Source organism: Streptomyces sp. A18, from assembly GCF_059026065.1.
In genome coordinates, this window is record NZ_JBWLKL010000017.1 from 46,545 (window position 1) to 63,811 (window position 17,267).

Annotated in this window: 15 protein-coding genes and 1 riboswitch; of the genes, 6 read left to right on the top strand and 9 right to left on the bottom strand. The window is 71.3% G+C overall.

The window, feature by feature from the left end:
- Positions 1-32: 32 nt before the first annotated feature.
- Genes AC5P1C_RS24940 through AC5P1C_RS24950 form a run of 3 tightly spaced genes read right to left on the bottom strand, consistent with a single transcriptional unit; the run spans position 33 to position 2,886 of the window.
- Entirely contained in the window at positions 33-968 is a 936-nt protein-coding gene (locus tag AC5P1C_RS24940; RefSeq protein WP_493868148.1) for a GDSL-type esterase/lipase family protein, read from the bottom strand.
- Entirely contained in the window at positions 965-1,774 is an 810-nt protein-coding gene (locus AC5P1C_RS24945; protein ID WP_493868149.1) for an SDR family NAD(P)-dependent oxidoreductase, read from the bottom strand. The genes AC5P1C_RS24940 and AC5P1C_RS24945 overlap by 4 nt, the downstream gene beginning before the upstream one ends.
- Positions 1,771-2,886: an LLM class flavin-dependent oxidoreductase gene (locus tag AC5P1C_RS24950; RefSeq protein WP_493868150.1), complete on the bottom strand. Its 1,116-nt coding sequence runs from the start codon at positions 2,884-2,886 to the stop codon at positions 1,771-1,773. The genes AC5P1C_RS24945 and AC5P1C_RS24950 overlap by 4 nt, the downstream gene beginning before the upstream one ends.
- A 307-nt stretch (positions 2,887-3,193) precedes the next feature.
- On the opposite strand from AC5P1C_RS24950, the gene AC5P1C_RS24955 reads away from it, so the two are divergent.
- Both AC5P1C_RS24955 and AC5P1C_RS24960 read left to right on the top strand, forming a co-directional pair.
- Positions 3,194-4,663 (top strand): amino acid permease, encoded by a 1,470-nt coding sequence (locus tag AC5P1C_RS24955; RefSeq protein ID WP_493868151.1) that lies wholly within the window; start codon positions 3,194-3,196, stop codon positions 4,661-4,663.
- A gap of 10 nt (positions 4,664-4,673) precedes the next feature.
- Positions 4,674-5,129 (top strand): Lrp/AsnC family transcriptional regulator, encoded by a 456-nt coding sequence (locus AC5P1C_RS24960; RefSeq protein WP_351168714.1) that lies wholly within the window; start codon positions 4,674-4,676, stop codon positions 5,127-5,129.
- A gap of 87 nt (positions 5,130-5,216) precedes the next feature.
- On the opposite strand, the gene AC5P1C_RS24965 is transcribed toward AC5P1C_RS24960, so the two are convergent.
- Positions 5,217-5,834, bottom strand: a complete 618-nt coding sequence (locus tag AC5P1C_RS24965) for a Repetin (protein WP_493868152.1) — start codon at positions 5,832-5,834, stop codon at positions 5,217-5,219.
- A gap of 342 nt (positions 5,835-6,176) precedes the next feature.
- Between AC5P1C_RS24965 and AC5P1C_RS24970 the strand changes: the two genes are divergently transcribed.
- Together AC5P1C_RS24970 and AC5P1C_RS24975 are read left to right on the top strand one after the other, a co-directional pair.
- The gene (locus AC5P1C_RS24970) at positions 6,177-6,965 is read left to right on the top strand and encodes a carbon-nitrogen hydrolase family protein (RefSeq protein WP_493868226.1); all 789 of its coding nucleotides are present in this window, start codon (positions 6,177-6,179) and stop codon (positions 6,963-6,965) included.
- An 89-nt stretch (positions 6,966-7,054) separates the two neighbouring features.
- A complete protein-coding gene (locus tag AC5P1C_RS24975; RefSeq protein ID WP_493868153.1) occupies positions 7,055-8,749 on the top strand; it encodes a flavin monoamine oxidase family protein in 1,695 nt (564 codons plus the stop codon).
- A 125-nt stretch (positions 8,750-8,874) separates the two neighbouring features.
- Here AC5P1C_RS24975 and AC5P1C_RS24980 read toward each other — a convergent pair whose 3' ends face one another.
- Both AC5P1C_RS24980 and AC5P1C_RS24985 read right to left on the bottom strand, forming a co-directional pair.
- Positions 8,875-9,807, bottom strand: a complete 933-nt coding sequence (locus AC5P1C_RS24980) for an LLM class F420-dependent oxidoreductase (RefSeq protein WP_493868154.1) — start codon at positions 9,805-9,807, stop codon at positions 8,875-8,877.
- Positions 9,808-9,895: 88 nt separating this feature from the next.
- On the bottom strand, positions 9,896-10,600 hold the full coding sequence (locus tag AC5P1C_RS24985) for a DUF5995 family protein (RefSeq protein WP_493868155.1): 705 nt from the start codon (positions 10,598-10,600) through the stop codon (positions 9,896-9,898).
- Positions 10,601-10,829: 229 nt separating this feature from the next.
- Between AC5P1C_RS24985 and AC5P1C_RS24990 the strand changes: the two genes are divergently transcribed.
- The gene (locus tag AC5P1C_RS24990; RefSeq protein ID WP_493868156.1) at positions 10,830-11,942 is read left to right on the top strand and encodes a glycoside hydrolase family 6 protein; all 1,113 of its coding nucleotides are present in this window, start codon (positions 10,830-10,832) and stop codon (positions 11,940-11,942) included.
- Here AC5P1C_RS24990 and AC5P1C_RS24995 read toward each other — a convergent pair.
- Together AC5P1C_RS24995 and AC5P1C_RS25000 are read right to left on the bottom strand one after the other, a co-directional pair.
- Positions 11,921-13,336, bottom strand: a complete 1,416-nt coding sequence (locus AC5P1C_RS24995) for a uracil-xanthine permease family protein (protein WP_493868157.1) — start codon at positions 13,334-13,336, stop codon at positions 11,921-11,923. The genes AC5P1C_RS24990 and AC5P1C_RS24995 overlap by 22 nt on opposite strands.
- 87 nt (positions 13,337-13,423) lie before the next feature.
- Positions 13,424-14,629, bottom strand: coding sequence for an MFS transporter (locus AC5P1C_RS25000; protein ID WP_493868158.1), 1,206 nt, complete (start codon positions 14,627-14,629; stop codon positions 13,424-13,426).
- 98 nt (positions 14,630-14,727) lie between these two features.
- On the opposite strand from AC5P1C_RS25000, the gene AC5P1C_RS25005 reads away from it, so the two are divergent.
- Positions 14,728-15,888, top strand: a complete 1,161-nt coding sequence (locus AC5P1C_RS25005; RefSeq protein ID WP_493868159.1) for an ROK family transcriptional regulator — start codon at positions 14,728-14,730, stop codon at positions 15,886-15,888.
- 123 nt (positions 15,889-16,011) lie between these two features.
- Here AC5P1C_RS25005 and AC5P1C_RS25010 read toward each other — a convergent pair whose 3' ends face one another.
- Positions 16,012-16,761, bottom strand: coding sequence for an SDR family oxidoreductase (locus AC5P1C_RS25010; protein ID WP_493868160.1), 750 nt, complete (start codon positions 16,759-16,761; stop codon positions 16,012-16,014).
- A gap of 260 nt (positions 16,762-17,021) precedes the next feature.
- Positions 17,022-17,152: riboswitch (FMN riboswitch) on the top strand.
- The last annotated feature ends 115 nt before the right edge of the window (positions 17,153-17,267 follow it).

Consider the following 17,267-nt stretch of genomic DNA (forward strand, 5'->3'; position numbering starts at 1 on the left):
AGTTCCCCGCGCCCCTGATGGGCCGCGCCCCCTTACGGGGCGCGGCCCATCACCGCTTCGGCCAGCAACGCGTGGCCCTCGTCGCCCGGGTGTACGCCGTCCACCAGGTGTCCGGCATGCAGCAATCCCTCGCCCGGCAGCAGCTCGGCCCCCGCGTCGAGGGCTGCCCGTTCCACCGCCGCCCGTAAGTCCCGCAGCGTGGCGCCGAGCGCGTTCGGTGCCGTCTCGGCGTCCGGGCGGACCACGGGGGAGACCACCAAGAGGGGCACGTCCGGGTGGCCTTGGCGCACCAGGTCCAGGAACGCCAGCGTCGTCTCGTACAGCAGCCCGGCCGAATGCGGCGTGCGTGACCAGCAGTTCGTGCCGAAGGCGATGGTGATCAAGTCGGCCTGCAGGGAAGCGATGTGCTCGGCGGTGGCCAGCTCTCCGCGTGCCGCTCCCGCGTAGCCGAGGTTCACCGTCTCCACGCCCAGGGCCCGCCCCACCAGCGCGGGCCACGCCAGATGCGGCCGCGAGACCGACCAGCCCTCCACGATCGAGTCGCCGTGGACGAGCCAGCGCGGCCTGCGGGCGGCGGGCGTGAGGGTGCCGTCGACCGCGCGTACGTCATGCAGGGCGGGCCGTAGTGCTTCCGGCAGGTGGAGGGTGAACTCGCCGTCGGGGCGCGGGAGGTGAATGGACGTCACGTGCTCGCCGGGTTTCGCGGGCGTGTCGATGGCCTTCTCGCCGGCCAGCAGCGTGAACACAGTGGGCACGTCACGGTACGAGTCCGTCGGCGAGGGCGGTGACGCGGTGTACGCGACCTCTACCGCGCTCACGCCTCGCGCGGTGAACTCAAGGCGTACCCCGGCCGGGAGACCCGCCCGCTCCCATGTGTCGCCGGGCAGCCGCTCCCGGTCGGCGGGGTCGGCGCGCACCACCCGGCCGTCCTCGGCCCACCAGGGCGCGCCCCGTACGAACTCCCTCACCGCGCATCCCCGATGGTCGGATAGGGGAACTTCACGCCGACGCCGCCGTCCACGACGAGCGTCTGGCCCGTGACGTACGAGGAGAGTGGCGAGGCGAAGAAGAGCAGGGCCGACGCGATGTCCGAGGTCTCGGCCACCCGGCCCAGCGGGGCGTTGCGGGCGTTGGCCTCGTGGCCCTCTGCACCGAGCAGGCCCGCCACGCGTGGCGTCCAGACGACGCCGGGCGCCACCGCGTTCACCCGCACCCCGCGCGCGCCGTACTCCACCGCCGCCGAGCGGACCAGGGAGATCAGGCCCGCCTTGGCCGCGCCGTACGCGGCGTGCAGGGGCGCCCCCGTCAGGCCCGACACCGACGCGACGAAGACCATGGGGCCGCCGCCCGCTTCGGTGAGCGCCCGGCCGCCGTACTGGACCGCGAGCCAGGCGTGCCGCAGGACGAGGGAGAAGTGCCGGTCCCAGGAAGCGTCGTCCAGCTCCTCCAGGGGGGTGTAGCGGGCCATGCCCACGATGTCGACCACGCCGCCGATCTCGCCCAACTCCCGGACCGCGTAAGCGAAGAGCTCCCGCACCTCCCCGCGGCGCGTCACGTCCGCGACGTACGCGATGCCGCCCGTCTCGGCCGCGACCGCCTCGGCGCGGCCCTTGTCGAGGTCCACGCACAGGACTCGCGCGCCCGCCGCCGTGAGCGCGTGCGCGGTCTGGCGGCCGATGCCGTTGCCCGCGCCGAGCAAGACGAAGGCACGGCCGTCCAGGCGGTGCAGCGCGGCGTAGTCGGGGACGGGCGATGTGTCGAGGGGTTCGCTCACCGTGTCGTCCGCCGGGGCTTGTACGCCGCCAGTTCCGGGATGACTTCCTTGCCGAGGATCTCGATCGTGCGCAGGATCTCCTGGTGCTCCAGGTAGCCCCACTGGACGTAGCAGATGAGCTGGTCGATGCCGAGGTCGGCGTAGCGCTTGGCCTTGCGGACGATCGTCTCCGCGTCGCCGATCAGGATCATGTCGCCGTCGTCGAACTCCTCGACGGGGACACTCCCTTCGATGATCGGGGTGAGCAGCGGGAAGGTCCGCTCGCGCTCGTCGGGGGTCAGGTGCGGCAGCTCCCAGTCCAGCGTGAACTGAGCCAGGTTGCGGTACCACCAGGCCACCGAGTCCCAGACCCGCTGCGAGGGCCGGTCCGCCACGTGCACCAGCGTGTACGCGCTGACGCGGTCCGTGGTGACGTCCGTGATGGGGGACGGGGCGCGCGCCGCCGCGCGGTAGGCGGCGACCTGGCGGGCCATCGCGTCCAGCGGCTGCATGATCGAGAAGGAGAGCAGGCCGAGGCCCGCCGCGCCCGCCACCTCCGCCGAGCCGGGGGACGTCGCCGCCATCCAGCACGGCGGATGCGGGTCCTGGAACGGCTTCGGCGTGACCATCCGGCGGGGGAAGCTGAACCGCTCGGACTCGTAGGCGAAGTACTCCTCGCGCCACATGCCTGTCACGATCTCGATCGCCTCGCGCCAGTCGGAACGCGACTGCTCGCGGTCGACGCCAAAGGCCGTCTGTTCCATGGGAGTCGAGCGGCCCGTGCCCCACTCCACGCGGCCCTCCGACAGGACGTCCACCGCCGCCACCTTCTCCGCGATCCGCTGCGGGGGCGTGAAGCCGAAGGGGGTAAGGGTGACGCCGAAGCCGAGGCGTATCCGCTCGGTGAGGCCCGCGAGATGGCCGAGGAGCACCTCCGGCGCCGGACAGTGCGAGCGGCCCTCGCGGAAGTGGTGCTCCACGGCCCACACCGTGCGGAAGCCGACCCGGTCCGCGAGCCGTATCTGCTCCACGGCCTCGCGGTAGGCGCGCTGTTCTGCGGTGCGCTGGCCGTGCGGATGGGGTCCGCTCCAGGGCTTCGGTACGTCGATCTCGTACAGCACATCGAGGTCCATCGCCTGCTGCCTCCCTCTCGACCCGGGTGCACGATGGGGGAGATCTGACGAAGTGTCAATGACCTCCTGGGGGCCTCGGCACGCAACGGACGAAACGGACCGCGCAACGAAGACGCGCAGGAAGGGTATGTACGCAACGATCATGCGGGCTTGCGCAAGGTTGCTGCATTACGTACGTGAAGCGCGCCTCATAGAGTCATCCGCTGTACGTGGTGTGGCGGGGACCGCCTGCTCGGCGGTCCCCATCCATGCGTGGGTGCTGCCGCCGGTTCCGCCGCCCTGACCGGCAGCGATGAAGGAGCCATGCGTGCTCGACCAAGGCGCACCCCCGCAGAACCGACCAAGTAACCCGGGGGTCACCGGGTTCGGTCGCCGCCTGATGCGGCGCAAGCCGGTGGAACTCCTGGTCGCGGAGGGCGGCCAGGGTGAGGGCGGCTCGCTGCGGCGCTCCCTCGGCATGTGGCAGCTGACCATGATCAGCATCGGTGCCACGCTCGGCACCGGCATCTTCGTCGTCCTCGGCGAGAGCGTCCCCAAGGCCGGGCCCGCCGTCACCATCTCCTTCGTGATCGCGGGACTCACCGCCCTCTTCTCCGCGCTCTCGTACGCCGAGCTCGCGGGCTCCATACCGGTCGCCGGGTCCTCGTACTCGTACGCGTACGCAACGATGGGCGAACTTGTCGCCTGGGTCTGCGGCTGGTGCCTGGTCCTGGAGTACGGCGTGTCCGTGGCCGCCGTCGCCGTCGGCTGGGGCGAGTACCTCAACGAGCTGCTCGACGGCACGATCGGCGTCACCATCCCTGACGCCCTCTCGGCGGCGCCCGGCGAGGTCGACGGGGCCATCATCAACCTGCCCGGCCTGATCGTCGTCCTGCTCGCCATGGTGTTCCTGCTCGGTGGCGCCAAGGAGTCCGCGCGCGCCAACACGATCATGGTCATCGTGAAGATCGCCGCGCTCGTGCTCTTCTGCACCATCGGCTTCATGGGCTTCAAGTCCGGCAACTACTCCGACTTCATGCCGCTCGGCACGGCCGGCGTCAGCGCCGCCGCCGCGAGCCTCTTCTTCTCGTACATCGGCTTCGACGCCGCCTCCACCGCCGGTGAAGAGGCGAAGAACCCGCAGCGCGACCTGCCCCGCGCGATCATGCTCTCGCTGATCATCGTCACGGCGCTCTACGTCCTGGTGGCGGCCGTCGCCGTCGGCGCCTGGAACTGGAAGGACTTCGAGGGCTCCGAGGCCGCGCTCGCCGCGATCATGAACGACGTCAGCGGCCAGAGCTTCTGGGGCACGCTGCTCGCCGCGGGCGCGGTCATCTCCATCGCGTCCGTCGTCCTGACCGTCCTCTACGGCCAGACCCGCGTCCTGTTCGCCATGTCCCGCGACGGCCTCGTCCCCAAGGCGTTCGGCAAGGTCAGCAAGAAGACGGGCACGCCCCGTGTGAACACCGTCATCGTGTCGCTGTTCTGCGCCGCGCTCGCCTCGGTCATCCCGCTCGGAAAGCTCGTCGACGCCACGAGCATCGGCACGCTCTTCGCCTTCGGCCTGGTCAACATCGCCGTCATCGTGCTGCGCCGCACCCGCCCGCACATGCCGCGCACCTTCCGGGTGCCGCTCGGCTGGCTCTTCCCCGTGCTCGGCTTCGGCTTCTGCGCGTACAACATGTTCAGCCTCGACACCGTCACCTGGGTCGTCTTCGGTGTCTGGATGGCCGTCGGCCTCGTGTTCTACTTCCTGTACGGCATGAGCCGCTCCCGATTGGCCTCCGCAGAGAAGTGATCCACCCCCAGTGCGACTGAACGATCTCGACGAACGCATCGTGCACGCCCTCGCCGAGGACGCCCGCCGTTCCTACGCCGACATCGGTCAGCTGGTCGGGCTCTCCGCGCCCGCCGTGAAGCGGCGCGTGGACCGGCTCCGGGAGACCGGGGCGATCACCGGATTCACGGTCCGGGTCGACCCGGCGGCCCTGGGGTGGGAGACCGAGGGGTTCATCGAGATCTACTGCCGTCGCAATACCTCGCCCGAGGCCATCCGCCGTGGCCTCGAGCGGTACCCGGAGATCGCGTCCGCGTCCACCGTCACCGGTGATGCGGACGCGGTCGTCCAGGTCTTCGCCGCGGACATGCGGCATTTCGAGCGGGTGCTCGAGCGGATCGCGGGGGAGCACTTCGTGGAGCGGACGAAGTCCGTTCTGGTGCTTTCCCCCTTGATGCGGAGGTTCTCTTCGGGGGCGCCTGCCTAGTGGTTCGGGTGCGGGCCGCCTGTGGCTGGTCGCGCCCACGCGGCGGAGCCGCACATGTCACAGCCCCGCGCCCCTTCGGGGCGCCGGTCAGTTCGTCGGGTACGGCATCTTCCACGGCACGACCTCGAAGTCGCCGGTGCCCTTCTTGACCCTCTCGAAGGGGGCCGCGCTCGTGCATGTGGGGAGCTTCTTGGTTCCGTCGGGGCGGCCCACCGAGGCCCAGCTGTAACCGAGACGGTCGTGCTTGCCCTGGTCGTGGACCGTGAAGCCGACCCGGCCGCCCCTGATGTCCTTCAGGTTGGAGTCGGTGACGATGCCGGTGGCCGTGGCTACCTTGCCGCCCGTGATCAGGCAGTCGATACGGCCCTTCGCCCAGCCGCCCTCGCCGCCCGGCTTGTCCAGGTGGACGAAGTGGAACGTGCCCGTCGCCTTCAACGGGTCTCCGTTGTTCTCGGCGGCCAGATGCGCGTCGAAGGTGAACGTCACGTCCTCGGTCGTCTTGCGGTAGAGCTTCGCGCTGCCGGTGAGCGCGGCGGCTTCGCGGGCCTCGCCGGCCTTCGTCTGCGATGTGGCCTTCTGCCGGCCGCGGTCCTCCGGTCCGTCCGACGCGACGGCCGCTCCCGCGACTCCGGTGCAGACCAGCAGGGCGGTTCCGATGGCGATCACACGGCCGGCGGTGATCCGGGTGCTTGCGTTGCGGCTCACTTGGAGCCTCCGTCCGAAGTGCCGTACACCCGGTCCTTCCGGGCGAGATCACGGTCTCGCGGCAGAGGCCCCCGGCACGTCCGGCCACGGGCGGCAATCCGCCTCCGCCGCACGGCGGGGAAGGCCCCCGAGCCCCCTGCACCCGGCGGTGGACACCGCTACGACCCCGGTTCCACGCCGGCACGCAACGAATCGTCGCTCCGGGGCCCGTACGCGCAACAGATCGACCGGCTGCCCGCAACGCTCGCGCCTTGTCCGGGCAAGCCCGCCGCCCGTACCGTTCAACGGTCCCCACCAGTCCCTGAGTCCCTTCGCATGCCCCGAGGTCCCGCCATGCCCCCGCTGCGCACCGCCCTGCTCCAGAGCTCGGGCCGCCCCGGCTCCGTCGCCGCCAATCTGAAGGCGCTCGACGAGGCAGCCGCCCGTGCGGCCGACGCGGGCGCGGGCCTCCTGGTGGCGCCCGAGATGTACCTCACCGGGTACGCGATCGGCGACGATGTGGCACGCCTGGCCGAGGCCGCCGACGGCCCTTCCGCCACCGCGATCGCCGAGACCGCCGTACGCCATGGCGTCGCGGTCGCCTACGGCTACCCGGAGCGGGATGCCGAGCAGGTCTTCAACTCCGTCCAGCTGATCGGCCCCGACGGTGCGCGGGCGGCGAACTACCGCAAGACCCACCTCTTCGGCTGCTTCGAGCGCGACTCCTTCACCCCCGGCGAACAGGCCGTCGTGCAGGCGGAGTTGGGCGGTCTGCGGATCGGTCTGATGATCTGCTACGACGTGGAGTTCCCGGAGAACGTCCGCGCGCACGCCCTCGCGGGCACCGACCTGCTGCTCGTGCCCACGGCCCAGATGCACCCCTTCCAGTTCGTCGCCGAGTCCGTCGTGCCGGTGCGGGCCTTCGAGAACCAGATGTACGTCGCGTACGTCAACCGGGTCGGCAAGGAAGGGGAGTTCGAGTTCGTCGGGCTCTCCACGCTCGCCGGTCCCGACGGAGTCGCGCGCACCCGCGCCGGACGGGACGAGCAGCTGGTGTTCGCCGACGCGGACCCGGCCTTCCTCGCCGCGTCGCGCGAGGCCAACCCGTATCTGCGCGACCGCCGCCCGGGGCTGTACACGTCCTTGACCTGACCCTGTCGAGGATCCGGTCCACCCGAGGATCCGATCCTTCCGAGCCCCCTGTCTGCTGTTCTGCCGTTCCCGCAAGGAGTCCGTACCCCATGACGTCCACGGTGCCCAACGCCGTCCACCACACCGACGCGCAGCCGCCGATCACCATGTTCGGTCCGGACTTCCCGTACGCGTACGACGATTTCCTCGCGCACCCGGCGGGCCTCGGCCAGATACCCGCGACCGAGCACGGCACGGAGGTCGCGGTCATCGGCGGCGGCCTGTCCGGCATCGTGGCGGCGTACGAACTGATGAAGATGGGCCTCAAGCCCGTCGTCTACGAGGCCGACCAGATCGGCGGGCGCCTGCGCACCGTCGGCTTCGACGGTTGCGACGAGAACCTCACCGCCGAGATGGGCGCGATGCGCTTCCCGCCGTCCTCGACGGCGCTGCAGCACTACATCGACCTGGTGGGCCTCAAGACCCAGCCGTTCCCCAACCCCCTCGCGGAATCGACCCCCTCGACGGTCGTCGACCTCAAGGGTGAGTCCCACTACGCGACGTCCGTCGACGACCTGCCCCAGGTCTACCGCGACGTGATGAACGCCTGGAACTCCTGCCTGGAGGAGGGCGCCGACTTCTCCGACATGAACCGCGCCCTGCGCGAGCGCGACGTACCGAAGATCCGCGAGATCTGGTCCAAGCTCGTCGAGAAGCTCGACAACCAGACCTTCTACGGTTTCCTCTGCGACTCCGAGGCCTTCAAGTCCTTCCGGCACCGCGAGATCTTCGGACAGGTCGGCTTCGGCACGGGCGGCTGGGACACCGACTTCCCGAACTCCATCCTGGAGATCCTGCGCGTCGTCTACACCGAGGCCGACGACCACCACCGCGGCATCGTCGGCGGCAGCCAGCAGCTGCCCCTTCGCATGTGGGACCGCGAGCCGCAGAAGATCGTGCACTGGGCGCTCGGCACGTCCCTGAGCTCGCTGCACGAGGGCGGTGTGCCGAAGCCCGCCGTGACCCGCCTGGACCGCACCGCCGGCAACCGCGTCACCGTCACCGACTCCTCGGGCGACATCCGCACCTACCAGGCGGCGATCTTCACCGCCCAGTCCTGGATGCTGCTCTCCAAGATCGCGTGCGACGACACGCTCTTCCCCATCGACCACTGGACGGCGATGGAGCGGACCCACTACATGGAGTCCTCCAAGCTCTTCGTCCCCGTCGACCGGCCGTTCTGGCTGGACAAGGACGAGGAGACCGGCCGTGACGTCATGTCGATGACGCTCACCGACCGCATGACGCGCGGCACCTACCTGCTCGACGACGGCCCGGACAAGCCCGCCGTCATCTGCCTCTCCTACACGTGGTGCGACGACAGCCTGAAGTGGCTGCCGCTGTCGGCGAACGAGCGCATGGAGGTCATGCTCAAGTCGCTTGGCGAGATCTATCCCAAGGTGGACATCCGCAAGCACATCATCGGCAACCCGGTGACGGTGTCGTGGGAGAACGAGCCGTACTTCATGGGCGCCTTCAAGGCGAACCTGCCGGGTCACTACCGCTACCAGCGGCGCCTGTTCACGCACTTCATGCAGGATCGTCTCCCGGCGGACAAGCGGGGGATCTTCCTCGCCGGGGACGACATCTCCTGGACGGCGGGGTGGGCCGAGGGGGCGGTCACGACCGCCCTGAACGCCGTATGGGGCGTCATGCACCACCTCGGCGGTGGCACGGACGCGACGAACCCCGGGCCCGGGGACGTGTACGACGAGATTGCTCCCGTCGAGCTGCCTGAGGACTGACAGCGCCGTTTCGGGTGGGGGGGCATGGGGCACCGCAGATCAGCTGTGGCTGGTCGCGCCCACGCGGCGGAGCCGCACATGTCACGGCCCCGCGCCCCTTCGGGGCTCGCCCCCCCGGGGGGCTCCTATACCCCCGCCGCCCTCGCCGCCTCGTACACTTCCGCCGCCAGATCCTTCAGCTCCTCCGCGTCCCGTGTGCTGCCCGCCAGTTCGATGAGGATCTCCTCCACAGCGCCCGTCGACGCGTGTGCCTCGATGTCCTCGACGATCTGGGCGACGTTGCCGCGGAACGGGGCGCGCTTCTCGCCCTCGTACGCCTTCGCCGTGTACCGGGCGTTGACCCGCAGGACGCTCTGGACCGGCCGCGTGCGACCCCGCTCGGCGGCCAGTTCCTTCAGGGCCTGAGCCTGCTCGGCCAGCTTGTCGGCGCCCGTGGCCACCGGCATCCAGCCGTCGGCGCGGTCGACGAGCCTGCGCAGGGCGCGCGGGCTGCCCGCGGGCAGCAGGATCGGGATGGGGCGCTCCGGTTTGGGGCCGACCACCGAGGGGGCGATCGTGGTCAGCTCCCCTTCGTACGACACCGGGTCCGGGCCCCACACCGCGTGGCATACGTCGATCAGCTCGTCCAGGACCTTGCCGCGCTTCTCGAAGGGGGCCACCCCCGCGGCCGCGTACTCGTCGTGGGACCAGCCCGTGCCGAGGCCCGCGACGACGCGGCCGCCGCTCGCCGCGTCCAACGTGGCCAGCGAGCGCGCCAGTTGGAACGGCACGTGCAGCGGGGCGACCAGGACGCTGGTGCCCAGGCGGGCCCGCTCGGTGACGGCGGCGGCCAGCGTCAGGGTGACCAGCGGGTCGGCCACCGAGCGGTAGGCGTCGGGCCAGGGCAGGCCATCGATGCCGTACAGGCCCTGCGTGGCGGGCTCGGGGAACAGGACGCGTTCAAAGACCCACAGGCTCTCGTAGCCGATCTCCTCCGCCGCGCGGGCCACGGCCGGGACGTCGCGTCCGATGCTGTACTGCCGGCCCTGCGGGAGGCTGAGCCCGAGTCGTGTGGCCATGCTGGTGCTCCTTCGCATCCGGGGTCACTGCATTCAACGTACAACGATCGCGGGGGAGTTACCCGGCGGCGGGCGCGGATGCGGCGGATCAGTCAGGCAGGGGCGTGAGCAGCATCCGGCCCACCAGGCCGACCGCTCCGTCCAGGCGGACGTGGAACTCGTCGGCGACCGCGGGCAGTTCACGCAGGGCCCACATCGCGACGGCCGTCGCCCACGCGCTGTCCCTGGCCCGCTCCAGGCTCCAGGAGCCCAGCAAGTGGGTCAGTGGGTCGGCGACCTGGAAGAGGTCGGGGCCCGGCATCAGTTCTTCGCGGATGCGCTCCTCCAGCGAGACGAGGATGTCGCCCACGCCGTCGAACTCGTCCTCCAGGTCGGCCGGTTCGCAGCCGAGCGTACGACAGGCGTCCATCACGGCCAGCGGAAGGTCGTGTCCGATGTGCGCATTGATGCCCGCGAGTGCGAACTGCAGGGGACGTACGCCGGGATGGCGCCGGAGCTGGAACAGTGGCCGCCAGCACGCGGGCGGGTTGCGGTCGGCGATCACGGTGTCGACCGCCGTCAGATAGCGCTCGGCGAACAGGACGTCCAGGGTGATCGCGGCTCCGGGGTCCGGGAAGCGGCCGCTGTCGACGTGCCGGGCGACTTCTTCGGTGACCGACAGGTACACCTGGTTGAAGACTCCGACCCCGTCGCCCGCGGGGAAGCCCGCGCGCAGTGCGCGCATTCGCCTCACCACGTCGTCAACCCCGTGTGCCGAGCCTGTGAACTCCGCGAACCGCTCCAACTGCGCCATGGGGGCAGGGTCCCAGCCCTAGGCTGGCCCGAGTGTCACCGCACCGGCCGCTTACCCAGAACGAGGGAACGACGACCGTATGTGCCCCTGGGGAGGGGAGCGGGCACGCCGTGTCAGGGGGACACGGCGGAGGGGGAGGAACAGCACTGTGTCAGGCAACCGCGCACGACATCGCGCCGCAGGGCGGGCCGGACGAAGGGGCGGGCGAGGCGTCGCCCGCCATGGGTTCATGGTCGCGGCGGCTTCGGCCGTGGCCGCCGTCGGCACCGTCGCAGGGATGGTGTCCGCCCTGGACAAGGGCGGCGGCGAGGACCGGGCGCGCCCGAAGGTGACGAAGTCGCCGACGCTCGCACCGCTGCCCGCGGTGCCGACACCCTCGGCTTCGGCGTCCTCGGCGAAGCCGTCCGCCGAGGCGAGACCGAAGCCGAAGCCGAAGGCGACGTCCACGCGCCCGAAGAAGCCGAGCACCGCGGCGCCGGCCGCCAACTCCCTTTACCGGCACGGTGATTCCCAGGTCCTCGACTGGGTCAGGGCGAACCGGAGCGACCCGCGCAGGCCGCTCATCGAGTCACGGATCGCCGACCGGCCCGCGGCCGTCTGGTTCGCGGAGTACGCCCCGGGGACCATCACCTCGCGGGTGCGCGCGGTGACGTCGGCCGCGGGGAGCCGGGTGCCCGTCGTCGTGCCGTACGCGATACCGGACCGCGACTGCGGGGGCGCGTCGCAGGGCGGGGCGCCGGATCTCGCCGCGTACGACGCGTGGATCGAGAAGTTCGCCGCGGGTCTCGGCTCGGGTGAGGTCATCGTGGTCCTCGAACCGGACGCGATCGCGCTCTCCGAGTGCCTGTCGGCGAAGCAGCGCACCGCACGCTATGCCTCGCTCGCCCGCGCGGGCCGCTCACTGAAGGACGCCAATCCCAAGGCGAGGGTCTACTACGACGCGGGGCACTCCGGCTGGAACGCTGCGGCCAAGCAGGCCGGACGGCTGCGCGCGGCGGGCGCCGCTTCTGCCGCGTCGTCCGACGGCGTCTTCACGAACGTGTCGAACTTCCACCGCACCGCCGAAGAGGCCGCCTACGCGCGCAAGGTCCTGTCCGCACTCGGCGGCCCGGCAGGCCTCGGCGCGGTCATCGACACCAGCCGCAACGGCAACGGCGCCCCGCCGGACGGCGAGTGGTGCGACCCGGCGGGCCGGGGGCTCGGGCAGAGCCCGACCCTGAAGACCGGCCAGGACCGCATCGACGCCTATCTGTGGATCAAACTGCCGGGCGAGTCCGACGGCTGCAAAGGCGAGCCCGGGACGTTCACGCCCGGCTACGCCTACGACTTGGCGCGCGGCTGAGCGCTCGCTTCCGGGCCTTCCTCGCCCTCGTCGTACGTGGACGTGCCCGAATCAAGCAGCGGTTCCTGCGTCTTGAGGTGCGGCGGGGCGAAGGCGCGCAGGACGTGGTAGCCGGTGATGACGACGATCGTGCCGAGGGCGATGCCGCTCAGTTCGAAGTTGTCCGTGATCTTCAGCGAGACGCCGCCGACGCCGATGATGATGCCCGCGGCGGCCGGGACGAGGTTCAGCGGATTGCGCAGGTCCACCTTGGCGTTGATCCAGATCTGGGCGCCGAGCAGGCCGATCATGCCGTAGAGGATGACGGTGATGCCGCCGAGTACGCCGCCGGGGATGGCCGCGACGACCGCGCCGAACTTGGGGCAGAGACCGAAGAGCAGGGCGAAGCACGCGGCGGCCCAGTACGCGGCCGTGGAGTAGACGCGGGTCGCCGCCATCACGCCGATGTTCTCGGAGTACGTCGTGTTGGGCGGGCCGCCGACCGCCGTGGAGAGCATGGACGCGGCGCCGTCGGCGGAGATCGCGGTGCCCAGCTTGTCGTCCAGGTTGTCGCCGGTCATCTCGCCGACCGCCTTGACGTGCCCGGCGTTCTCGGCGACCAGCGCGATGACGACGGGCAGGGCGACGAGGATCGCCGACCACTCGAAGCTCGGCGCGTGGAAGGCCGGCAGGCCGATCCAGTCGGCGTTGCCGACGGCGGAGAGGTCGAGGCGCCAGTGGTCGACGACCTTGCCCGAGCCGTCCGCCGAGTGGATCTTGCCGAAGACGAGGTCGAGCGCCCAGGAGAGGGCGTACCCGAAGATCAGCCCCAGGAAGATCGCGACGCGTGACCAGAATCCGCGCAGGCACACCACGGCCAAACCGGTGAACAGCATCACCAGGAGCGCCGTCCACTGGTCCTGCGGCCAGTACGTGGTCGCGGTGACCGGCGCCAGATTGAAGCCGATCAGCATGACGACGGCGCCGGTGACGATCGGCGGCATCGCGGCGTGGATGATCCGCGCCCCGAACTTCTGGACGGCCAGACCCACCAGGAACAGCGCCGCGCCGACCACGAGGACCGCGCCCGTGACGGTCGCCGATGAGCCGCCCTGCGCGCGGATGACCGCGGCCACACCCACGAAGGAGAGCGAACAGCCCAGGTAGCTGGGCACCCGGCCGCGCGTGGCGAGCAGGAAGATGACGGTCGCGACACCGGACATCATGATCGCGAGGTTCGGGTCGAGGCCCATCAGGACGGGCGCCACGAACGACGCGCCGAACATGGCGACCACGTGCTGGGCGCCGAGCCCGAAGGTCCGCGGCCACGAGAGCCGCTCGTCGGGTCGGACGACGGCTCCGGGCGCGGGGGTGCGCCCGTCGCCGTGCAGTCTCCAGCGCACGCCGAGATCCATGTTCTGTTCCGCCTTCTTGTGCGCCCGACTTTGTCAAGACCTGAATGAGTCAGCGCAATGTTAATCGGGCATAAGTGCCCTGGTTCCTCACGGGCGCGGCGTCGTCGCCTTCGCGGCAGGGGCCGGCGTGGCCTCGCGGCTGTCCGTGCGCAGGACCCCGGCGAACACCGCGAGCCCGCAGGCCAGCACCGTCACCAGGCCGAAGGAGACCACCAGGCTGGTCGCGTCGGCGAGCGTGCCGATCGCCGACGGGGCGATCAGGCCCGAGGTGTACGTGATGGTGGCGACGCCCGCGATGGCCTGGCTCGGATTGGGGCCGCTGCGCCCGGCCGCGGCGAACGCCAGGGGCACCACGACCGCGATGCCGAGCCCGAGCATCGCGAAACCGCCCATGGCGACCGCGGGATGCGGCGCCACCACCACGAGCAGACCGCCGAGCGCGGCGACCACGCCGCCCACGCGCACCGTGCGGACCGACCCGAAGCGGTCCACCACCGCGTCGCCCGCCAGACGCGCGATCGCCATGGTGAGCGTGAAGCCGGTGGTGGACGCCGCGGCGACCCCGGCCGACGAGTCGAGGACGTCCCGGAGATAGACTGCCGACCAGTCCAGGCTCGCGCCCTCCGCGAAGACCGCGCAGAAGCCGACCGCGCCGATCAGGAGCGCGGACTTGGGCGGCAGCGAGAAGCGCGGCGGCGCCTCGTCCTCGGGTTCCGCCTGCAGATCGAGCACGCCCTGGCAGGCGAAGAGGCCGATCACGGTGAGGGCCACGGCGGCCAGCGCGTGGTGCAGCCGGGCGTCCGAGCCCAGATGGGCGGCGACGGTGCCTGCCGCGGAGCCGATCAGGGCGCCGACGCTCCACATGCCGTGCAGGCCCGACATGATCGACTTCTTCATGCGGGTCTCGACCTCGACGCCGAGCGCGTTCATCGCCACGTCCGACATGCCCGCCGTCGCGCCGTACACGAACAGGGCGACGCAGAGCGTGAGCAGATTCGGCGCGAGCGAGGGCAGGATCAGCGCCATCGTCCACAGGGCGAGCAGCCCGCGCAGCGCGGTCCGCGCGCCGAACCGGTGGCTGACCCAGCCCGCGAGCGGCATCGCCACGGAGGCGCCGATCGCGGGGAAGGCGAGCGCGAGGCCGAGGAGTCCCGCGCTGAGGCCGGTGTGGTCCTGGATCCAGGGCACGCGGGTCGCGAAGGAGCCGGTCACGGCTCCGTGCACGCAGAAGACGGCGGCCACGGCGTACCGCGCTCGCTTCAACTGCCGTACGTCGAGAACCACTTCACTCATCTATGCTCCGCCCCTCCCGAGGTGCCGCCCCGCTACGGCGACGTAAACTATCAGGAACCCTGCCTGATAAATAGCAGCTTTATGGAAGGATCCCGGGCATGCCCGCATCTCCGAGCACCGCTCGGGCCATCAACGACCGGCTCGCCCTGGGGCTCCTGCAGCGCGAAGGGCCGCTGACGGCCAACCAGTTGAAGCAGCTGACCGGCCTGTCCCGGCCCTCGGTCGCCGACCTGGTCGAGCGCCTCCAGGGCTCCGGCCTGATCGCGGTCGTGGGGGAGGCGGGTGCCCGGCGCCGGGGCCCCAATGCCCGGCTGTACGGGATCGTCGCGGACCGGGCGCATCTCGCCGCCCTCGACGTACGCACCGGGGGTGTCTCGGTGGTCGTCACGGATCTGCTCGGCGCGGTGCTCGCCGAGGCCTCTGCGCCCATCGGCGGCGACACCGGCACCGGGGTCGCGGTCGAGCGCGCGGTCGCCCTCGTGGAGAGCACCGCCAAGGAAGGCGGCGTCGAACGGCTGCACACCGTGGCGATCGGCGCCCCCGGCCTCATCGACCCCGCCACCGGCGAACTGCGCGACACCACCGCGCTCCCGGCCTGGCACCGCCGCCTCGCGGGCGCACTCCAGGAGCGGCTCCCGGCCCGCGTGGTCGTGGAGAACGAGACCAACCTCGCAGCCCGCGCCGAACAGCGTGACGGCGCCGCCCACGACCGCGACACCTTCGTCCTCCTCTGGCTCGGCGAAGGCGTCGGCGCCGCGGTCGTGCTCGACGGAAACCTGCGCCGCGGGGCATCGGGTGGCGCCGGGGAGATCGGCTTCCTTCCGGTGCCCGGCACGGACGTACTGCCCTCCGCCACCGGCTGCGAGGGCGGCTTCCACTCGCTGGCCTGCGCCGCCGCGCTCCGTGACCTCGGCGCCGAGCACGGGATCCTGAAGCCGGGCGCGAGCGCAGCCGACGTGGTCCGGCACGCCGCCGAGACGGGGCACGAGGCCTACCTCGACGCCGCCGCCGACCGGATCGCCGTCGGCGCCGCCGCCATGGCCGCGATCCTCGACCCCGGGTGCGTGGTCCTGGGCGGCGAGGTGGGCCGCGCGGGCGGCGACGCGCTCGCCACTCGTGTGGCCGACCGCGTCGCCGCCATGTCACCGCTGCGCACCGAGGTGCGCGCGAGCGCGCTCGGCGGCTCGGCGGTACTGCGGGGCGCGCTGCTCTCCGCCAGGGACGCGGCGCAGGACGAACTGTTCGGACCTAAAGGCTGAGCCACGGAGAGGGGGCGCGGCTCCTTCGCAGGAGGAGGAGCCGCGGGGCGAACAACTGCCGGCTTCCGGCGGCGAATCAGGTGGCCGTGAGGGTGAGCGCGCCACCGCGCGGCACCCGCCCGCTCATCGCCGCCCGCCGGACCGCGCCGCGAGGAACTCCTCGAACGTGCCCTGGCCCACCGCCCGCCGTGGCGCCAGATGGCCGCCCTCGCGCATGCCGCGGTACGCCTTCCCCGCGAGCCGCACCGGCAGCAGCGGCCGCCGCTTGCCGGTGGCCCGCAGATACGCGCGGGCCAGCTCGGGGAGCGTACGCACCTCCGGTCCGCCCATGTCGTCGACCCGGCGGGCCGGCGGCCCGAGCGCCAACTCCGCGAGGCGGTCGGCGACTTCGGTGACCTCGATCGGCTGGTCGCTGACCCCCGCGGGCAGCAGCATCACCGGGAGCTTGGCCGAGGTGTCCAGGAGCTGCGCGATCAGATCGTGGAACTGGGTGGTCCGCAGCACCGTCCAGCCGAGCCCGGACTCCTCGACCAGCTTCTCGACGGCGAGCTTCGAGCGGTAGTAGCCCAGCGGCACCCGGTCCACGCCGACGATCGAGATGTAGACCAGATGCGGGACCCCGGCGCGCCGGGCCGCGTCGACGAGACGGCCCGCGGCCTGCTCGTCGCCGCCGCGCGGCATGGTCGCGCAGTGCACGACCACGTCCGCGCCCGCCACGGCCGCGTCAAGGTCCGCGCCGCCCTCGCGCAGGTCGACGGCGTACGGCTCGGCGTGGCGGCTCAGGATGCGTACGTCGTGGCCGCCCGCGCGCAGCCGCTCGGCCACCGGGCGGCCCAGGGTTCCGGTGCCGCCGGTCACCAGGATCGTGGTCATTGGAGGGCTCCTTCTCGGATCGGTGCGGGACGCCGGGCAGACGTCCCGCACCCGCTGAGAACCGCAGAGACCTCAGGAATGTGACAGCTGCCCCGCCGCGAAGGCCAGTTCGTCGGGATCGACCATCACCCACACCTCGCCGACCAGGGGAGGCCGTCACCGCCGGTCAGAGCCCTGTCACAGGCTGCTGTGAGGCAGGCCACAGGGGTTCGCCCGTATGGGCGTCGATCAGGCGTGGCACACTGGCTTCGTACCAAAAGCAGCGCACTCCGGGGTCGGTGTAATTCCGAACCGGCGGTTACAGTCCGCGACCCGGCCGCCTCCAGCGGTCGGTTGACCAGGTGAAACTCCTGGACCGACGGTGAAAGTCCGGATGGGAGGCAGTGCGCGGCGGGCGGGCATTCGTGCACGTCGCCGAGTGGCTTGTTCTTGGGGATCCCCGGTTTCCGGGTTCCCGGGGAGAAGTCTCGATCAAGGCGACGCTCCCGGTGTCGCAGTCCGTACAT